At 38.4% G+C, this 20,997-nt stretch carries 14 protein-coding genes and 1 pseudogene; 13 read left to right on the forward strand and 2 right to left on the reverse strand.

Features of this window, described 5'->3' with window-relative positions; all coding sequences use genetic code 11:
* Window positions 1-304: 304 nt before the first annotated feature.
* The 10 genes and pseudogenes from ACTDJC_RS06440 to ACTDJC_RS06485 form a co-directional block, all read left to right on the forward strand.
* A pseudogene (locus tag ACTDJC_RS06440) lies at window positions 305-1,789 on the forward strand (lipase family alpha/beta hydrolase); the annotation flags it as partial.
* Between the two features lie 122 nt (window positions 1,790-1,911).
* Window positions 1,912-2,109 carry a cold shock domain-containing protein gene (locus ACTDJC_RS06445; protein WP_440602930.1) on the forward strand — a complete coding sequence of 66 codons (198 nt, stop codon included), beginning with the start codon at window positions 1,912-1,914 and terminating at the stop codon, window positions 2,107-2,109.
* A gap of 405 nt (window positions 2,110-2,514) precedes the next feature.
* Window positions 2,515-3,057, forward strand: a complete 543-nt coding sequence (gene hpf, locus ACTDJC_RS06450) for a ribosome hibernation-promoting factor, HPF/YfiA family (protein ID WP_253630877.1) — start codon at window positions 2,515-2,517, stop codon at window positions 3,055-3,057.
* A 378-nt stretch (window positions 3,058-3,435) separates the two neighbouring features.
* Entirely contained in the window at window positions 3,436-5,952 is a 2,517-nt protein-coding gene (secA, locus tag ACTDJC_RS06455; RefSeq protein ID WP_098308345.1) for a preprotein translocase subunit SecA, read from the forward strand.
* A 208-nt stretch (window positions 5,953-6,160) separates the two neighbouring features.
* Window positions 6,161-7,262 (forward strand): peptide chain release factor 2 gene (prfB, locus tag ACTDJC_RS06460; protein ID WP_440602931.1). Its coding sequence is split into 2 segments (ribosomal slippage): window positions 6,161-6,232 and window positions 6,234-7,262, totalling 1,101 coding nucleotides; the frame shifts between segments, so codons are not numbered across the junction.
* A gap of 427 nt (window positions 7,263-7,689) precedes the next feature.
* A complete protein-coding gene (cccB, locus tag ACTDJC_RS06465) occupies window positions 7,690-8,019 on the forward strand; it encodes a cytochrome c551 (RefSeq protein WP_429719910.1) in 330 nt (109 codons plus the stop codon).
* 527 nt (window positions 8,020-8,546) lie between these two features.
* Window positions 8,547-9,233, forward strand: coding sequence for a cell division ATP-binding protein FtsE (gene ftsE / locus ACTDJC_RS06470; RefSeq protein ID WP_440602932.1), 687 nt, complete (start codon window positions 8,547-8,549; stop codon window positions 9,231-9,233).
* Complete coding sequence (gene ftsX / locus ACTDJC_RS06475; RefSeq protein WP_253630873.1) at window positions 9,223-10,116, forward strand: permease-like cell division protein FtsX; 894 nt, start codon at window positions 9,223-9,225, stop codon at window positions 10,114-10,116. Before ftsE ends, ftsX begins: the two co-directional genes overlap by 11 nt.
* A gap of 122 nt (window positions 10,117-10,238) precedes the next feature.
* Complete coding sequence (locus ACTDJC_RS06480; protein ID WP_440602933.1) at window positions 10,239-11,672, forward strand: S41 family peptidase; 1,434 nt, start codon at window positions 10,239-10,241, stop codon at window positions 11,670-11,672.
* Between the two features lie 249 nt (window positions 11,673-11,921).
* Window positions 11,922-13,124: a PDZ domain-containing protein gene (locus tag ACTDJC_RS06485; RefSeq protein WP_440602934.1), complete on the forward strand. Its 1,203-nt coding sequence runs from the start codon at window positions 11,922-11,924 to the stop codon at window positions 13,122-13,124.
* A 154-nt stretch (window positions 13,125-13,278) separates the two neighbouring features.
* Here the strand turns inward: ACTDJC_RS06485 and ACTDJC_RS06490 are convergent, their stop codons facing one another.
* The gene (locus ACTDJC_RS06490; protein ID WP_440602935.1) at window positions 13,279-14,172 is read right to left on the reverse strand and encodes a LysR family transcriptional regulator; all 894 of its coding nucleotides are present in this window, start codon (window positions 14,170-14,172) and stop codon (window positions 13,279-13,281) included.
* A gap of 122 nt (window positions 14,173-14,294) precedes the next feature.
* On the opposite strand from ACTDJC_RS06490, the gene ACTDJC_RS06495 reads away from it, so the two are divergent.
* From ACTDJC_RS06495 to gndA, 3 genes are all read left to right on the forward strand, one after another.
* A complete protein-coding gene (locus tag ACTDJC_RS06495; protein ID WP_440602936.1) occupies window positions 14,295-15,041 on the forward strand; it encodes an SDR family NAD(P)-dependent oxidoreductase in 747 nt (248 codons plus the stop codon).
* A 193-nt stretch (window positions 15,042-15,234) separates the two neighbouring features.
* Window positions 15,235-18,414, forward strand: coding sequence for a bifunctional cytochrome P450/NADPH--P450 reductase (locus tag ACTDJC_RS06500; protein WP_440602937.1), 3,180 nt, complete (start codon window positions 15,235-15,237; stop codon window positions 18,412-18,414).
* A 314-nt stretch (window positions 18,415-18,728) separates the two neighbouring features.
* Window positions 18,729-20,138, forward strand: coding sequence for an NADP-dependent phosphogluconate dehydrogenase (gene gndA, locus ACTDJC_RS06505; RefSeq protein ID WP_098308366.1), 1,410 nt, complete (start codon window positions 18,729-18,731; stop codon window positions 20,136-20,138).
* Window positions 20,139-20,357: 219 nt separating this feature from the next.
* Here the strand turns inward: gndA and ACTDJC_RS06510 are convergent, their stop codons facing one another.
* On the reverse strand, window positions 20,358-20,969 hold the full coding sequence (locus tag ACTDJC_RS06510; protein ID WP_253630866.1) for a cyclase family protein: 612 nt from the start codon (window positions 20,967-20,969) through the stop codon (window positions 20,358-20,360).
* Window positions 20,970-20,997 lie beyond the last annotated feature (28 nt).

A 20,997-nucleotide genomic window follows, 5' to 3' on the forward strand; every position in this document is an offset into this window, starting at 1 on the left:
CGTTCATCACCATTAAGTGCAATGGAGGTAGAAAAATAAAAAGTAAATGAGTCAGAAAATTCAAACTAAAGTTAAGGAGACCTTTTCTATTACACGCTTATCATTCCATCAACTATAAATTATAGGATGAATTGAAGAACAACGTATTTGCATGAAGATGGGAATTGCAAATTAAATAAGGGGGACTGCTGTGTTGCATAAGTGCAAACGTTTTTTCGCAGTATTGACTATTTTTATTTTTGCTTTTTGTTCTTTTCATATTTCATCCGTTTCCGCTAGTTCTACGCAAATGTCTGGTGGGATTTTTCCGCCATCAGAATCGTTTACTCCTGGGAGTTGGTTTTTAGGGGCAACTCCTGAGCATGATGCGAATAAACCACCTATCGTTTTCGTTCAAGGTAAGAATGGAACTGCTAAGGACTGGTACGGTGAAACCGTTTATCACGGTATGAACGATATGTATAATTATGCTTATAATGCAGGGTATCAAACTGTTTTCGTTCAGCTGTATGATGCGGCCGGAAGGGGCTCAGCAAGTGAGTGGGATAATGGGCGTTTGCTCGCTTCTATGCTGGAGCAAATCTATAATCATTTTGGTAAAAAGATCAATATTGTCGCACACAGCAAAGGCGGACCTGACACGCAAGCAGCGCTCGTTCACTACGGTGCAAGTCGCTTTGTTGGAAACGTAGTGACGCTCGCTTCTCCTCACTATGGCTCTAACTTAGCAGATTTGGCGTACAGTTGGTGGGCAGGCTGGCTCGCTTCCTTGTTAGGACAACGGGATGACGGCACGTACTCTTTGCAGACAGGGGAAATGGCGCAGTTTCGTAATATAACGGATAACAATCCAAACGCTAAGTTGAACCGTTATTATACAGCTGCGGGTACAAGCTGGGGACCTGCCTTCTCTGCGCTGTCTATGGGAGGATTTTACCTTTCCTGGTATGGTTCTAATGATGGGTTAGTCAATGAATGGAGCACGAAACTTCCTTATGGAACACATCTGTTTACAGATGCTAGCCTGGATCATGACAGCATTCGAAAAGGATCAGCTGTATTTTCACGGATTGAGCCTTATTTGCACAATACTTCTTCGGTTGCCTCTATTGCAAACGAAAATATATTTGAAGAATCACAAAAAAATCTAGCTGTGAATGCTAATCAAACGGTGTTAGGAGGACCGCTCACACCAAACAGTTGGGTGGAACAAACCTTTGCGGTGGATACTGTAACGGATGGAAATGTTTCTGTGTTGACTGCATCTCCAGACGTACAGATGCAGCTTATCGCTCCATCTGGCAAGGTGTACACCAATCAAAACAGCAAAGCAGCGACGGGAGAAGAATATGCGTATTTTAGCGGAGCGACAATCCGAACATTCCAGGTTGATCAAATGGAAGTAGGTGAGTGGCGCTTAAAAATGATGTCACAAGCACAAAAAGATGCATATCTTATGCTAGCTAATTATAAACAGGTTGCACCGTTTACATTAGAAATGCCGGGTAAAGTCAAGAAAAATAAAGCGGAATTTAAGTTAAAGCAATCTACAAAACGTTCCCTACAGCAGGGGGATCTTTCTTTTGATATACGCGTTGTAGATCGGGATGGGAATTTAGTATCGCACTCCAATAAGCTGCAAAAGACAGATACAGTCACATTCACCGGAAATTTGCCAGATGTCGCAAAATCAGGTGTGTATAACGTAACGATTGATATTAAAGGAAAGAATAAAGAGGGAAAAGCATATAATCGGACGGTTGTGCGTTCTGTGTATATTGAGAAATAAGACATGTCGAAAGGTACAATAAAAAGGCGACAAGTCTTCTTTGACTTTGCACTTTTCCATTCGTTATATTCAAAGTATGGGGCAGATACCCTTATTTTACGATTGAAGGGAATGGAAAGAACATGCAAGGAAAAGTAAAATGGTTTAATGCGGAAAAGGGTTTTGGGTTTATTGAGCGCGATGGCGGTGACGATGTTTTTGTTCATTTTTCTGCCATTCAGCATGACGGATATAAAACGTTAGAAGAAGGACAAAAAGTTGAATTTGATATTGTAGAAGGTGCGCGTGGTCTGCAGGCAGCAAATGTTGTGAAGTTATAATTGAAACATGGTACAGCTTCAAAGACCAGCGTTTCACATAGGGGAGCCTCCGTTACATAGGTAACGGAGGCTTTATCATAAAGTGAAACTTCCATCAGTTATCCACTACCTATCTTCTTCGGATTCCTCACAATCTTGAGGTAGGAGTCTTACTGCCCGCGAATAGCGGGATAAACAAAAAGCTGTCAAAAAGTTGTAGTATTTTTGTAACGGATTTTTCACACTTATATATGCTAACTACGATATAAATAGGATAAAATAATAATAGAAAAGGAATTACATTTCTTTTTCTACAAAATTCGATAAAAAAATATCAATTTTGTCAAAAAATTTAAAAATGAAAGAAGGGTTTTTGATACCTTTGTCGAAAACCTATACATAGGCTTGAAAGGAGGAGTTCATCTTATGAAATTTAACATTCGCGGTGAAAATATTGAAGTAACTCCAGCATTAAAGGAATATGTAGAGAAAAAGCTAGGTAAGTTAGAGCGCTATTTCGAGACTTTTCCAGAAATTAAGGTAAACTTAAAAGTGTACTCTGACAAGCAACGAGTGGAAGTAACAATTCCGTTTCCGGATTTATTACTTCGCGCTGAAGAAACAAATAGCGATATGTATGCTGCTATTGATTTAGTCGTAGATAAACTTGAACGACAAATCCGTAAACATAAAACAAAGGTAAATCGTAAGTTACGTGAAAATGGCATTACAAAAACAATGTTGATTCTTCCAGAGCAACCAACTGCGCAAGAAGAGGTTGCTGAAGATGAATTAGAACTTGTTCGTACAAAACGATTTGACTTAAAACCAATGGATGTAGAAGAAGCAATTTTACAAATGGACATGTTAGGCCATAACTTCTTCGTCTTTACAAATTCAGAAACAAATGAAACAAATGTTGTATATGGACGTAAGGATGGAAAATACGGTTTAATTGAAACTAAATAATAATATAAGGAAAACGCAGCTGTAATGGCTGCGTTTTTTTAGGTTATCAGGAACTTCCTGATAGCCGTTTTTTGTAAACTCGCCAATAAATTGATGTGATCCCGCTATTCGTGGACAGTAAGACCCCCCACCTCAAGGTTCAGCGAAAAGCAAAGAAGATGAGTGGGGGCGTTTTCATGAGTACGCGTTTGGCCGATTGTTGTCATAGATATAAAACAAGTGTTACAATTGTCAGTAGGTTTATCCTTTTTTAAGGAAAAGAATCCTATTTTTTAGCAAAGAAATGAGATTGAGTGTTATAGCGACCAATCAGTGAAAAGAGCAATAACAAATCGCACTGATGGAAGTTTTATTTTAATAAAAGAGGAGCGTATTCCCATGATCGGTATTTTAAAAAAGGTGTTTGATGTAAATGAACGTCAGATAAAACGTATGCAGAAAACCGTGGATCAAATCGAAGCATTAGCACCTCAAATGTCACCACTGACAGATGAACAATTAAAAGGAAAAACAGTAGAGTTTAAAGAACGATTAACAAAAGGTGAAACAGTGGATGATTTATTGCCAGAAGCTTTTGCAGTCGTACGTGAAGCGGCAACACGTGTACTTGGCATGCGTCCATATCCTGTTCAGTTAGTGGGTGGTATTGCCCTGCATGAAGGGAATATCTCTGAGATGAAGACAGGGGAAGGTAAAACGTTAACTTCTACATTACCAGTATATTTAAATGCCCTTACAGGAAAAGGTGTTCACGTTGTTACAGTGAATGAATACTTAGCGCAGCGTGACGCAAGTGAGATGGGACAATTACATGAGTTTCTTGGTTTAACAGTTGGTATCAATTTAAATCATATGTCACGAGAAGAGAAGCAAGCTGCGTATGCTGCTGATATTACGTACAGTACGAATAATGAGCTTGGATTCGACTATTTACGTGATAACATGGTGCTTTATAAAGAACAACGCGTACAGCGTCCATTACATTTTGCCATCATCGATGAAGTAGACTCGATTTTAATTGATGAAGCACGTACACCGCTTATTATTTCTGGACAAGCGCAAAAGTCTACGGAATTATATTTATTTGCGAATGCATTTGTTCGTACATTAACGAATGAAAAAGAATATACATTCGATGTGAAAACGAAAAATGTTATGTTGACGGAAGAAGGAATCAACAAAGCAGAAAAATCATTCCACATTGAAAATTTATTTGATTTAAAACACGTAGCGCTTCTTCACCATATTAACCAAGCGTTGCGTGCTCATGTTGTGATGCAGCGTGATACAGATTATGTTGTGCAAGAAGGCGAAATCGTAATTGTTGACCAATTTACAGGTCGTCTTATGAAAGGGCGCCGTTACAGCGAAGGATTGCACCAAGCGATTGAGGCAAAAGAGGGCGTTGAAATTCAAAATGAAAGTATGACGCTTGCGACGATTACATTCCAAAACTACTTCCGTATGTATGCGAAGCTTTCTGGGATGACAGGAACAGCGAAAACAGAAGAAGAAGAATTCCGTAACATCTATAATATGCAGGTTATTGTTATTCCGACGAATAAACCAATTGTTCGTGATGACCGTGCAGATTTAATTTTCAAAACGATGGAAGGAAAATTTAATGCGGTTGTAAATGATATTGTTGCTCGTCATAAAAAAGGGCAACCAGTTCTTGTTGGTACAGTAGCAATTGAAACGTCTGAGTTAATTTCGAAGATGTTAACGAGAAAAGGTGTGCGCCATAATGTCTTAAATGCGAAAAACCATGCACGCGAAGCAGAAATTATCGCTGAAGCAGGTCATCCAGGTACGGTGACAATTGCAACGAACATGGCTGGACGTGGTACAGATATTAAACTTGCAGAAGGCGTACGTGAAAACGGTGGTTTATCTGTTATCGGTACAGAGCGTCATGAAAGCCGACGCATTGATAATCAGCTGCGCGGTCGTTCAGGACGTCAAGGAGATCCTGGTGTGACGCAGTTCTACTTATCAATGGAAGATGAACTGATGCGCCGTTTCGGTTCTGATAATATGAAAGCGATGATGGATCGTCTCGGTATGGATGATTCTCAGCCAATCGAAAGTAAAATGGTATCTCGCGCTGTTGAATCTGCACAAAAACGAGTAGAAGGTAATAACTACGATGCTCGTAAGCAGCTTCTTCAATACGACGATGTACTTCGTCAGCAGCGTGAAGTTATTTACAAGCAGCGTCAAGATGTAATGGAATCAGATAATCTGCGCGGCATTATTGAAGGAATGATGCATTCTACAGTAGAACGTGTTGTAGCTCTTCATACGCAAGAGGAATTAGAAGAAGAATGGAACATTGCTGGTCTTGTTGAATACTTAAATACAACTCTTCTACAAGACGGTGATGTGAAAGAAGAAGAATTACGCCGCTTAGCGCCAGAAGAAATGATCGATAGCATTTTTGCGAAAGTGAAAGAGCGTTACGACGAGAAGGAAGCACAAATGCCAGAAGCACAAATACGTGAATTTGAAAAAGTAGTTGTATTCCGCGTTGTAGACTCGAAATGGATGGATCATATCGATGCGATGGATCACTTACGTGAAGGTATTCATTTACGTGCATATGGTCAAATTGATCCGCTTCGTGAATATCAAATGGAAGGCTTTGCGATGTTTGAAGCAATGATTGCTTCTATTGAAGAAGATATTTCTCGTTATATTATGAGAGCGGAAATCGAACAAAACTTAGAGCGTCAAGAAGTAGCGCAAGGAGAAGCGGTTCATCCAAAAGACGGAGATGGAGCTGGAGTTTCAAAAAAGAAACCAGTCGTAAAAGGTGAGCAAACAGGCCGTAACGATTTATGCACATGTGGCAGCGGAAAAAAATACAAAAACTGCTGTGGAATTGGGAAATAAAGAAAAGCGGAAGCGGCTCGTTTAGGATGTTTTACCTCATGGATGGAAAATTTCCATGATCATTCATATAATAACAAGAGATGAACTCTCTCTCGCAAAAGCAGGGAGAGTTTGCCTTGTTGTTCGTATAAAGTGAAGTAGGGTCTTACTGCACGTAAGCAGCTTGATAAATGAGGAAAGTAATAGTAATTACATAGAGGTGACCAAAATGGAATTAGTAGAAATTAGACAAGAACTAGAGAAAATGGCTAAGAGATTAGCGGCTTTTAGGGGGTCTCTTTGACCTCGCTGGAAAAGAAAAGCGAATCGCAGAATTAGAAGAAATTATGATGGGTGCAGGCTTTTGGGATGATCAAAAAAGTGCACAAACAGTCATCAATGAAGCAAATGTTTTAAAAGACATGGTTGGTAAGTTTAATACGCTTAACGAAACGTTTGAAAATCTAGAAGTAACGCATGAACTTGTGAAAGAAGAATACGATGAAGAATTGCATGCGGAGCTTGAAGCGGAAGTAAAAACTTTATCTGCAGATATGAACGAATACGAACTTCAATTATTACTAAGTGAAGAACACGACAAGAATAATGCTATTTTAGAGTTGCATCCAGGTGCAGGTGGAACAGAATCACAAGATTGGGGTTCTATGCTGCTTCGTATGTATACGCGCTGGGCGGAAAAACGCGGTTTTAAAGTAGAAACGTTAGATTATCTTCCTGGTGATGAAGCGGGGATTAAAAGCGTTACGTTATTAATTAAAGGGCATAATGCCTACGGTTATTTAAAAGCAGAAAAAGGCGTACATCGTCTTGTACGTATTTCGCCATTCGATTCATCTGGCCGTCGTCATACATCTTTCGTATCTTGTGAAGTTGTACCAGAGTTTAACGATGATATTGAAATTGAAATACGTACAGAGGATTTAAAAATAGATACGTACCGTGCAAGTGGTGCAGGTGGACAGCATATTAATACGACTGACTCCGCTGTACGTATTACACATATCCCAACAAATGTCGTGGTAACATGTCAATCTGAGCGTTCACAAATTAAAAACCGTGAACATGCAATGAAAATGTTGAAAGCGAAACTGTACCAACAAAAATTAGAAGAACAACAAGCAGAACTTGATGAAATTCGCGGTGAGCAAAAAGAAATCGGATGGGGAAGCCAAATTCGTTCATACGTATTCCATCCATATTCCCTTGTGAAAGATCACCGTACAAATACAGAGGTCGGGAATGTTCAAGCGGTTATGGACGGAGAGATTGATGCATTTATTGATGCATATTTACGTTCTCGTATTTCATAAGCTGAAACTTCTATAGATATAAAAAAACGCCAACAGGTCGTTGGCACATGCGTGAGGCAATGAGGAGTATACCTTCTGTCTAGAGGGAGAGAAAGAGGAGAGAAGTTGCGAGGCAACTTCTCTTTTTGGTGGATGTAGTTGTAGCATACAAGCTTGTATATTGTTTTGTAAAAAGTAGAAAATAACAAAATGTTGGAAGTAATTGATCAGAAGAATGGGATGATTTTCGTATTCTATATGCTAGGAAAATTCGTTGTTTTGCATCATATCATTCGTTCACAAAATTGATACAATTACTGAAAAGCATTACGCCTGTAAGTGTCCTTTCTCATTTAGGGTAATATTGGTTATGCAGGTAAGTTTTGAAATTGCAGGAAAATCATTATAATGCTATTGAGGGATTAATTAACAGCAGGGAGCGATATAGATGAAAAAGAAATTGTTGATGATTGTAGCAGGTACATCATTAGCTCTTGCATTAGGAGCATGCGGGAAAACGGAAGAAAGTAAACCTTCTAGTCCTAGTCAACAGGCAAGCACAGATAGCGCTGAAAAAATATTCCAAAAAAGCTGTGCAGGATGCCATGGTAATGATCTAAAAGGATTATCTGGACCATCGTTAGAAAAAGTGGGCGGAAAATATTCAGAAGAAGATATTGAAGGCATTATCGCTAAAGGCCGCGGCATTATGCCAGCTGGTGTAATCCAAGGCGAAGACGCGAAAAAAGTGGCAGAATGGCTAGCTGAGAAGAAGTAAGAAAGAAAAGCGGAAGCGGCTCGTTCAGAATCGCAGGACGTTGGAGCCCCCGACAGAGAGGCGCTTTTTGCCTCGTCCGAGGGGGCGAAACGACCGGAGATTCTAGCCGCTAGAGCTGGACAAGAAAAGTGGAGCTGACTGTTCAAGTGTGAATGCTGATTTTCTTCTGTATAGAAGAAAATTAGCATTCTTATGCGGCAGCCTCCAGCCATCGCTGTATGAAATTCAAACAAATAAGACCTTTTTACTTGATGCTAGAAGGTCTTATTTGTTTGTGTCATGTCATATATTCCGCGCTATGTAACACAACTGTAACAAAGTTGTATCCGAATTGGAAACCGAATAATGGTACAATGTAGGGCGTAGTATCTTTTGTAGAATTTTGAAGAAAAAGTTGTACATACATGAGAAGCTGAAATAGCGATTGTTTAGAGACGCAGCGAAAGATTGAATATTGCGATCGCTATGGCTAAACAACGAAGAGTATAAAGTGTCGAAAAAAAATCATTAATATTGGGTGATAAATAATGATAACAATGACGAATGTTTATAAGGAGTATCCAAACGGCATGAAAGCTGCTAATGGACTCACAGTTAAAATTAAGCAAGGTGAATTTGTATATGTAGTAGGACCGAGTGGAGCCGGGAAGTCTACATTTATTAAGATGATGTATCGTGAAGAGAAACCGACTACAGGTTCTATTAATGTAAATGGTTTAGTAATTGAATCTTTAGCAGAGCGCGATGTACCGTATTTCCGTCGCCAGCTAGGTGTGATTTTCCAAGATTTCAAGTTGCTTCCGAGGTTAACTGTATTTGAAAATGTTGCATTTGCCTTAGAAGTAATTGAAGAAGAGCCAGACGTGATTCGTGAGCGTGTTATGGAAGTGTTAAATCTTGTAGGTCTTGACGATCGTGCTGATGCATTGCCAAGTGAACTTTCTGGTGGGGAACAACAACGTGTTGCAATTGCAAGAGCGATTGTGAATCGTCCGAAAGTTGTAATTGCCGATGAACCAACAGGTAACCTTGATATGGATACAGCGATGGATATTATGAATATTTTCAAACGCATTAATGAGCGTAATACAACAATTATTATGGCAACGCATAATGCGGATATTGTAAATACAATTCGTCACCGTGTAATTGCGATAGAAGATGGAAAGATTGCTCGAGACGAGATTGAGGGAGGATACGGATATGAAGACTAAAACCCTTAGTCGACATTTACGAGAAGGTGTCAAAAATTTATCCCGTAACGGATGGATGACATTTGCTTCTGTAAGTGCAGTAACAGTTACATTACTGCTTGTAGGTGTCTTTTTAACAGCGATTATGAATATGAACCATTTTGCAACGAACGTAGAGCAAGATGTAGAGATTCGTGTACACATTGATCCAGCGGCTAAGAAAGAAGATCAACAGAAATTAAAAGAAGATATTTCAAAGATTTCGCAAGTCGATTCTATTAAATATTCTTCTAAAGATGAAGAGCTAAAAAGATTGATTAAAAGTTTAGGAGATAGCGGGAAATCCTTTGAGCTATTTGAGCAAGATAACCCATTAAAAGACGTATATGTTGTAAAAGCAAAAGAACCAACTGATACAGCAAGTGTTGCAAAGAAAATTGAGAAAATGCAATTTGTAAATCAAGTACAATACGGACAAGGTGAAGTAGAAAAACTATTCGATACAGTAAAAGCTGGTCGTAATATTGGTATTGTATTAATTGCTGGTCTTTTATTTACAGCAATGTTCTTAATCTCTAATACAATTAAAATTACAATTTATGCACGAAGCACAGAAATCGAAATTATGAAACTTGTTGGAGCGACAAACTGGTTTATTCGTTGGCCGTTCTTATTAGAAGGGTTATTCCTAGGGATACTAGGATCGATCATTCCAATTGTTGTAATCTTAACTTCGTATAATTCGCTTCAAGCTATGTTTAATGAGAAATTTAGCGGAACAATTTTTGAATTGCTTTCATATAGCCCATTCGTTTTCGAGCTATCTGCGTTATTAATGCTAATCGGTGGATTAATCGGTATGTGGGGAAGCGTCATGTCTATCCGTCGTTTCTTAAAAATATAAGTGTAAAAAGTTGCAAACATATTTCGTACAAGCTTATCATATAGTAGAAATAGATAAAGGCATCGCACAGTGTGTGATGCCTTTTCATACACCATTGTGTGTTCGGAAAGGGGAATTCCGCATTGAAACGTAGAGTTGCGATTATTGGAATGATTGTTGCGTTTTTAATTGGCGCTGGCGGAATGTTCGCAGGTATGCATTGGCTTGAAAATGGCTCTTACACAGTACAATCCATTACAGGGAAAAATGCCAATGTAAAACAAGCGGATTTGGATAAAATTCGCGAAGCGTATGCACTAATTGATTCACGTTATGTTGAGGATGTGAACGACGACAAGCTTGTTGAAGGAGCTATTCAAGGGATGCTTGCAACGCTGAAAGATCCATACTCTACATACATGGATAAGAAAACAGCAACGCAATTTGAGCAATCGCTTGATCCAGAGTTAGAAGGAATTGGTGCTGAAGTAAATAAAACGGATGATAAGTTAATGATTGTTTCGCCGATTAAAGATTCTCCAGCAGAAAAGGCTGGTCTTAAACCGAACGATCAAATTTTAACAGTTGATGGAAACAGTGTGAAAGACTTATCCCGCGAAGAAGCAGTTATGAAAATTCGAGGAAAGAAAGGAACAACGGTTACGCTTGAGGTAAAACGTTCTGGAGTTAATGATCCGTTAACATTTAAAATTAAGCGTGATAAAATTCCGATTTTGACTGTATTTAGCTCTGTGAAGCAAGAGAATGGGAAAAATATTGGGTATATGCAAATCACATCATTCTCTGAAAAAACAGCAACAGAGTTTAAAGATCAATTGAAAGATCTTGAAAAGAAAAATATACAAGGACTTGTTATTGATGTGCGTGGAAATCCAGGTGGTTATTTAACGAGTGTTGAAGATATTTTAAAAGTGCTGATGACAGACCAAAAGCCAATGGTTCAAATAGAACAACGTAATGGTGAAAAGCAAAAGTTCTATACATCATTAAAAGAGAAGAAACCATATCCGATTTCTGTATTAGTCGATAAAGGCAGCGCATCTGCTTCTGAAATTTTAGCAGGAGCTTTACATGAAGGAGAAGGTTATCCTCTTATTGGTGAGAAAACGTTTGGTAAAGGTACCGTTCAGCAAGCTGTACCGTTTACGGATGGTAGTAACATTAAACTGACGATGTTTAAATGGTTAACACCGGACGGCAATTGGATTCATAAAAAAGGAATTGAACCGACGGTCGAAGTGAAGCAGCCTGATTACTACTACGCAACGCCAATTCAAATTGAAAAAACATTGTCTTACAATGATAACGATGAGCAAGTGAAGCATGCACAAGAGATGTTGAAGAGTCTTGGATATGAGCCGGGGCGTGAAGATGGCTATTTTAGTAAAGAAACAGAAGCAGCTGTGAAAGCATTCCAAAATGCAAACGATATGAATGCAACGGGTCAGCTTGATAAAAAGACAGCAGAAGCAATCCAAAACAAAATCGTCGAAAAAATTCGTTCTGGTGAAAACGATCTGCAGCTACAAACAGCTTTAAAATTAATGGCGAAATAAGGTTCAACTAACCGTTTGGAGATGTTTTTTCTCCAAATGGAAGTTTCACTTTATTTCACTGGTGAAAGATAAAAAATATACAGGCTTACATAGCCTGTATATTTTTTTTATGTGTTAAACAAACGTTTGATTAATTGTGATAAGATAAAATAAAACTTCCATATCCTACATAATGGCAATTAAGTTCTTGTAGGCAGGAAATCTTACTGCCCATTAAGTGTGGCAGAAATGAAATATATTATATTATAAATGGTGGTGAATCGTTTCGTGGAGGTTTGGTCGTCAGAAATTGTGAAGGCAATTGTGCGTTTCTTTGCACATCCTGCTTTGTATGTTTTCTTTATAAGTAGCTTTTTTGTTGGATATTTACGAGTACTACGAGAACGGAAAGATTTTTCCTTTAAAGTGTATGATATTTTGTATGAATTACGTACATCTGCATTCGCAGGAATTGGTTTTGGACTCATTCTATCATTGATTACAGTTGGAATGGGGCTTGTTATCTCACAAGCAAGTGTATTTATGATAGCAATTTGGACGGTATTATTTGCTCTTATTGCTCAATATAGATACTTATCTCCTGCATACACATTCGGAATTGCGATTGCAGCGACGTTATTATCTTCAAAACTTCCAGTCTCTTTCTTACAGCTTCGTGAGGGAGAAGAGAGCAGTGTCGTGTCGTTAGCGATTTTACTTGGACTTACGTTAGTTGTGGAAGGTTTTCTTATTTCTAATAACGCAGCGAACTATTCGACGCCGAAATTACGAAAAGGAAAACGTGGTTTAAATATTGGACTGCATGAATCAAAAAGATTATGGTTAGTACCGATATTTGTTCTTGTACCAGGTGACGCCATAACGCAGTTTGCGTCTTGGTGGCCGGTTGTATCTGTCGGATCGCAAAAGTTTTCTTTATTCTTAATTCCATTTTTAATTGGGTTTACGAGAACAATTAAAAGTTTTGAACCAAAAGGAGCATTGTTATTTACAGGTCGTCGTGTGTTTGGATTAGCTGCAATTGTTCTTCTATTAGGAATAGCAAGTTACTGGTGGCATACACTAGCAATTGTAGCTATGGGAGCAGCAATGCTTGGCCGTTTAACGATTACTGTGCAAGAACGTTTAGAGGATGAAAAGCGCCCTGCATATTTTTCCTCCCGTGATCATGGCTTAGTTGTATTAGACACAATTCCAGGGACAGCTGGAACAACGATGGACTTGAAACCAGGGGAAACGATTGTGAAAGTGAATGGAATCAGTCCGACCAATGTGGACGAGTTTTACAATGCCCTGCAATCAAAAACAACAGGCGCTTTTTGTAAAATGGAAGTTATTGATACGAATGGTGAACTTCGTCTTGTACAACATGCGATTTATGAAGGAGAGCATCACGAACTGGGAATTGTTTTTGTAGAACAAGAGCATCAGTGGGATACGGAAGTTGTGTGATGTGATTTTGGACAGACTTTTCATTTTGAAAGGTCTGTCCTTTTTTTTTATCTAATAGATTTTCGTACCAGAACTAATATAGAGGTATGGTATCAAAAATTATTGTTAGATAAATAATATATTAATTTCTTCATCAATCCCGTCTAATTTTACGTTAAATTTCATGTTTTAATCTAGTAATGAAGTTCTTGCAAATTTGAGAATAATGTTTTCCTTCTGAACGTGCCCATGCAAAATAGACATCTTGCTGTTTAGGAACTTCAAGTTCAATCATTACAATGTCTTTTTTTAATAAAGTAGATTCACTAGTAAAAGAATAATCAGGACCAATAGTGATAGCTAATCCGTCTTGAATCGCTCTTTGGATCGCATCTGTATTGTTAGTGGTAAAAAGAATATCGGCAGGGCCATATGCAGCTGTAAACTGGTTCATAAACCATTCGACGTAATCATCTTTGTATAAAACTAAAGAATGAGCTAACAGTTCTTCTGGAGTAATTGATTTGTTAAATGCTAAAGGTGAATTACGATTGACCCCAATCACCATTTTTCCTTTTAATAATGGTTCAAACAATAATCCACTACTTTTATGAACAATATCTTCAAATAGAATAATTAGCCCCATGTCAATTTTATGTTGACGAATATCATCTAGTATTTCTTGTGAACCTTTTTCAAATATCTCTATTTTTACATTTGGATAATCCTTTTTAAAATTTGTTACTGTATGAACCAATAAAGACATAGGACCAGGAATTGTTGCAATTCTTAGTTCACCACGTACGGTATTCGCGAACCCGTTAGCCTCATCTTTTAACTCCTGGAGTTTCCCTAATGCTTCAGCAGCTTTTTTAATAATAATTTTTCCTTCAGCAGTAGGGATTGTACCTAATCGAGAACGTGTAAACAATAATACTCCTAATTCTGCTTCCAATGCTGAGATAGATTGACTGATAGCAGATAATGTGACATGCATATTTTGTGCTGCAATGGTTAAAGAACCTGCATTTGTAACCTCAACTATGTATTCTAATTGTTCAATGTTCATATAAACACGACCTCTTTTATTAAGTCTTACTTAAGCAATGATAAGTATGTTTTAATAATATTTAATGTATAGAAGTGTTACAATTATTGCAAGAAATCTGATAGCGAATAGGGGGAGTAGTTATGATGACAAGAAGAGTTGCTGTAATTACAGGTGGAGGAAGTGGAATTGGTCGACAAACATGTATCAAATTTGCAAGAAAAGGAGATCAAGTGGTAGTCGCTGATGTTGATGAAGCTGGTGGAAAAGAAACTGTAGAACTCATTGAAGCTGAAGGTGGAACAGCTATTTTTGTTAAGACAGATGTTTCGCAGTACGAGCAAGTAGAAAATTTAGTTAATATCGCAGTAGAAACGTATGGCCGAATTGATATTATGTTTAACAATGCTGGAATTGGCGGGGCAGGTCCAGTGCTGAATCAAAATATGGATCGCTATGAAAAAGTAATAGGAGTTAATCAACATGGTGTTGCCTATGGAATCATAGCGGCCGGTAAGAAGATGAAAGAGTTAAATATAAAAGGTGTAATTATAAATACGGCTTCTGTTTATGGCTTCTTAGCTTCTCCAGGTACATTTGCATATCACGCAACAAAAGGTGCTGTTATTATGATGACAAAATCTGCGGCGCTTGAATTAGCTGAATATGGAATTCGTGTAGTAGCAGTAGCACCAGGCGTTGTCGATACACCTATTCTTCGTGGATATAGCGATAGTATGATCGAATCTATGAAAACGAAAGTAATGGGTAATGAGTTAACGAATCCAGAAGCACTTGCTGATGTAATCTACCTTCTTTCATTAGAAGAAGCAGATGCCATTAATGGAAGTGTAGTAATGGCTGACCACGGATATGCTTCATTTAAATAATGAAATATGAATGTGATTTTTCTAGTTTTTAAATATAAATACACGCAATGTTTTTGGAATATTCCGTTAATTTGTTTTGTTTGTGATTGAAATGTCCGCGATAGAACGTATAAATTTTTCGGGCTTTCATCAATAGAGATAAAAAAATTTCCACTGATGAAAGTTTCACTTTACTAAGGAAAGGATTTTTTACATGAAAGGGACTAGCAATATTCCGCAGCCTAAAACTTTCGGGCCACTTGGCAATTTACCATTGTTAAAGGGAGAGGAACCTTTACAATCAATTTTAAAGCTTTCGTATGAGTATGGACCAATTTTTCAACTTGAATTGCCTGGAAGGACTCGCACCATTGTTTCTAACCATGAATTAGCAGCAGAAGTATGTGATGAATCTCGCTTTGAAAAGAGCGTTGGAACCGCTTTACAAAATGTTCGTGCATTTACTGGTGACGGGTTATTTACGAGCTGGACAAACGAACCAAACTGGCATAAGGCACATAATATTCTGCTTCCTAGCTTTAGTCAACAAGCTATGAAGGGATATCACTCTATGATGGTTGACCTTGCTATGCAGTTAGTTCAAAAGTGGGAGCGTCTCAACCCAAATGAAAGTATTGATGTACCAGAAGACATGACACGCCTTACGCTAGATACCATTGGGTTATGTGGATTCAATTACCGTTTTAATAGCTTTTATCGTAATACTCCACACCCTTTTATTACTAGTATGGTTCGTTCGCTTGAAGAGGCGATGAACCAATCTCAACGCTTAGGTATACAAGATAAATTAATGGTTATGAAGAAACGTCAGTTTAAACAAGATATTCAATCTATGTTTGATTTGGTAGATAATATTATTGCAGAGCGTAAAGAAAGTGATAATCGAGATGGAGATGACTTGCTAGCTCATATGCTGAATGGGAAAGATCCGCAAACAGGTGAAATGTTGGACGATGAAAATATTCGTTTTCAGATCATTACTTTTTTAATAGCCGGACATGAGACGACTAGTGGTCTATTGTCATTTGCACTATATTTCCTTTTGAAAAATCCGGATAAGCTTAAGAAGGCATATGAAGAAGTAGATCGAGTTTTAACGGAGCCGATTCCTGCATATGGTCAGGTTCAAAAACTGAAATACATTCGTATGATTCTCAATGAGACATTACGTTTATGGCCAACAGCGCCAGCTATTTCACTTTGTGCGAAAGAAGATACACTTCTTGGTGGAAAGTACCATATAGAAAAGGGAAGAGAGGTTACAGTTCTCATACCAAAGCTTCACCGTGATACGAGTGTATGGGGGGATGATGTTGAAGATTTCCGACCTGAGAGATTTGAGAATATTGAACAAATCGCTCCGCATGCATATAAGCCATTTGGGAATGGACAAAGAGCTTGTATTGGACAACAATTTGCACTTCAGGAAGCTACTTTAGTATTAGGTATGATTCTGCAATATTTTGAAATTATCAACCATACAGACTATCAATTAAAAGTTAAGGAAACATTAACTTTGAAACCAGATGGATTTACTATGTGCGTCAAACCGCGAACTAAAAAAGTAACCTTTGCTGTTTCTGATTCAAAGGTTACAGTGCCAACAGAGCAGGAAGTAAAACATAACTTTAAAACTGTTGTTGATTCGCATCATACACCGCTACTAGTACTTTACGGATCAAACCTTGGAACAGCGGAAGGACTCGCACGAAAACTTGCTGACACTGCTCGCTTTCAAGGCTTTCTGAGTGAAGTGGCGCCGCTTGATGAGTATACTGAAAAGCTCCCTAGAGATGGAGTCGTATGTATTATCACTTCTTCATATAATGGTAACCCGCCTGACAACGCAAAGGAATTTGTCCATTGGATAAGCGAGTTAGAGGATGAAACGCTAAAAGGAGTGCAGTATGCTGTTTTTGGCTGCGGCGACCGTAATTGGGCTAGTACATATCAACGTATTCCAAGATTTATTGACGAACAATTGGCCTTAAAGGGTGCGACTCGTCTGACTATACGTGGCGAGGGTGACGTGAGTGAAGACTTTGAGTTCCAATTTGACGAGTGGCAAAATCAGCTATGGGAAGATGTAGCAAGAGCTTTGAATTTAGAAGTTAATAAAAATGAAAAACGTTCGGAAAATAAACTTAAATTACAATTTGTTAGCGAATTGACAAGTACGCCTCTAGCGAAAACGTATGATGCACTTTCGGCGTATGTTATAGAAAATCGTGAGCTTCAGACAGAGAAAAGTGTACACAGTACGCGCCATATTGAAATTACCTTGCCTGAAGGTGTTCAATACAGAGAGGGTGATCATCTAGGAGTCTTACCACAGAATAGAAAAGATCTTGTAGAACGTGTTTTACAACGATATGGATTAAATGGGAAAGATGTTCTTCTTCTAAGCGGAAATGATCACAGTATTGCGCATCTTCCTTTAGAGCAGTCTGTATGTGTTTATGAACTGCTTGCAAATTATGTTGAATTACAAGAGCCGGTGACACGGATGCAACTTCGTGAATTAGCGGCATATACTGTTTGTCCGCCTCATAAACGAGAGTTAGAAGCTCTTTTAGAGGAAGAGGCATACAAAATAAATATTCTTCAAAAACGTACAACTATGCTTGATTTACTTGAGAAATATCCGGCTTGTGAATTGCCATTTGAAAGGTTTGTAGAACTTCTTCCACCGCTAAAAGTTCGATACTATTCAATTTCTAGTTCACCGCAAATTGTTTCGAATCGTGCGAGTATCACAGTCGGTGTCGTAAGAGGGCCATCATGGAGCGGGCGTGGTGAATACTTGGGCGTTGCTTCAAACTACTTGGCCGAGCGACAAGTAGGAGATGCTATCGCATGTTTTATTCGTAATCCACAATCAGGGTTTCACTTGCCGGAAAATCCTGAGAAACCAATTATTATGGTTGGACCTGGAACAGGAGTTGCTCCATTCTTAGGATTTTTGCAAGCACGTCGTGTTCAAAAGCAAGAAGGACAGAAGTTGGGAGAGGCACATTTGTACTTTGGCTGTCGTCATCCTGAACAGGATTATCTGTACCGTGAAGAGCTAGAACGTGCTGGGGAGGATGGATTAGTCATGCTTCACACAGCATTCTCTCGTTTAGAGGGACAACCTAAAACATATGTCCAGCATCTTATGAAGCAGGATGCAAACAATTTAATTCGTTTACTTGATGAGGGTGGTCAACTTTATGTATGTGGAGATGGAAGTCGAATGGCTCCGGATGTAGAGAGGACTTTATGTGAAAGCTATCAAATTTATCATGGTGTTGATGAGCAGAAAGCAAAAGACTGGCTTGATCATTTGCAATCTGAAGGAAGATATGCAAAGGATGTTTGGGCCGGTATATAAATTTTATTTTTTAATTTGATGGTGATGTGACGGTATCTCATTAATTGGAGTAAGGTAAATATCATAAAAAACCTGGTTATTCATTGAGTTGTTCTTAATATTGGATAGCTAGGTTTTTTATTTATTTCTTTAGCTTGATAGTGATACTCCAAAAAGAAAAAATCGCTGCTATGTCCCTATGATTTGGTTTTGCACACATCTCTGCTGAACTCCATGTTAAAATTAACAATGTGGATTACTTGATTAAAGTTTTACTTTAGGTTTATATACTATAGTATAGACAAAGTAACATACATAGAAAGGAACGATGAAATATGCCAAAGCAACAAATTGGAGTTGTTGGTGTGGGCGTTATGGGAAAAAGCCTTGCACTTAACTTTGAGAGTAAAGGGTATTCTGTTGCCCTATATGATATTTCAAAGGAAAAAGTAAATGAAATCATTGAGGAGAACAGTGGTAAAAACTTAGTTGGTACTCATATGGTTGAAGAGTTTGTTAACTCACTTGAATCACCTAGAAAGATTTTATTAATGGTTAATGCAGGGGAAATTACAGATAAGGCGATTGATTCGCTACTTCCTCACCTTGATAAAGGTGATATTTTAATTGACGGCGGCAATACATACTTTGGTGATACAATTCGCCGAAACAAACGTCTTGCCGAAGAAGGAATCAATTTCATTGGTGCAGGTGTGTCAGGCGGAGAAGAGGGCGCATTGAAAGGGCCGTCCATTATGCCGGGTGGACAGAAAGATGCATATGAAAAAGTGAAAGATATGCTTGAAAATATCTCTGCGAAAGTAAATGGCGAGCCTTGCTGTTCTTATATCGGGCCTAATGGTGCAGGTCATTATGTAAAGATGGTTCACAATGGTATCGAGTATGGAGATATGCAATTAATTTGTGAAGCGTATTTCTTCTTGAAACAAACACTTGATTTGACTGCAGAAGAGTTTCACGAAATATTTGCTGAATGGAATAAGGGTGAGCTTAACAGCTACTTGATCGAAATTACAGCAGATATTTTCACGAAGAAAGATGAAGAAACTGGAAAGCCATTAGTGGATGTTATTCTTGATACTGCGGGACAAAAGGGTACAGGGAAGTGGACAAGCCAAAGCGCGCTTGATTTAGGTATCTCCCTTCCTATTATCACGGAATCTGTATTCGCACGTTGTATTTCTGCTTTAAAAGAAGAGCGTGTGAACGCAAGCAAAGTATTATCTGGCCCTAAAGACAAACCAGCACTTGGAATTGAAAAAGCAGAATTAATCGAAGCAGTGCGCCAAGCTTTGTATATGAGTAAAATTTGTTCTTATGCGCAAGGGTTTACGCAATTAAAGGCAGCTTCTGAGGAATATGACTGGAACCTTGATTTCGGCAGCATTTCTATGCTTTGGAGAGGCGGATGTATTATTCGTGCAGCCTTCTTACAAAACATTAAAGAGGCTTATGAGAATAACACTGACTTACCGAACCTTTTACTTGATCCATACTTTAAAGAAATTGTGGAATCATATCAAGGCGGATTACGCAAAATCATTTCATTGGCTGTACAACAAGGTATAGCGGTACCTGCGTTTTCAGCAGCAATTTCTTACTATGACAGCTATCGTACTGCAACACTGCCTGCAAACTTGTTACAAGCACAGCGCGATTATTTTGGAGCACATACGTATAAACGCGTGGATAAAGAAGGTACATTCCATACAAAATGGATATAAAGTGAAACTTTAATCAGTGGGGGGCTTCATCCCCCACTGATTATTAGTTGAACCAATCGGGCTTTTACGGGCAGTTTATCTCCCGCCTAACTTCTTTGCTTTCACCAAATTTTGAGGTGGGAGTATTACTGCCCGTTAATGCGGGATAAAATAAAAGGTGGACCAAGATTTCAATCTTGGTCCACCTTTTTTATCCCGCTATTTGCGGGCGGTTTCATTTTATTGAAATAATAACACACGTGCTGGTGCTGCATCTGTACCCATTAGTTTTAATGGAGCTGCGACCATAAAGTATGTTCCTGCTTCTACTTCTTTAAATGTTAATCCTTCGATTACAATAATATCGTGCGCAAATAGTGTTTTATGGGTTGGATGCCCTTCTTGTGCACGTTCAACACCTAACGCATCAATACCGACACCGCGAATGCCTTTTTCAGCAAGCAGCTTCGCGCCGCTTTCAGCTAAATAAATAAACTCAAAGTTAAATCCCTCATCAAAGGAGTTCTTTGTTTTAAATAAGACAAAGTCGCCTTTTTGAATATCGAAATCTTTCAGGTCTTCAGCAGTAATGCCGCCCTCAACATTTGTCAGGTCAAAAACCTTTGCTTCACCTACTAATTTCTCAATATCAAGCGTTTCAAATGTATCTCCGTCATTTATCATGTGCAAAGGCGCATCAATATGCGTTCCTGTATGAGCATCCATTTTTAATGTGGATTCTGTTACATGACCGTTTGTAACTTTGGAAAGTTGAGGCTGTTTTTCCGGCTTATTTTTATATACCGGCATTCCTTCGTAAATAGGTACTGTAATGTCATATACTTTTTTCATAAAAATTCCCCTTTCGCCTTTGCTATGA

This window comes from Bacillus sp. GB_SG_008 (genome assembly GCF_052038115.1).
Taxonomy (GTDB): Bacteria; Bacillota; Bacilli; order Bacillales; family Bacillaceae_G; genus Bacillus_A; species Bacillus_A rhizoplanae.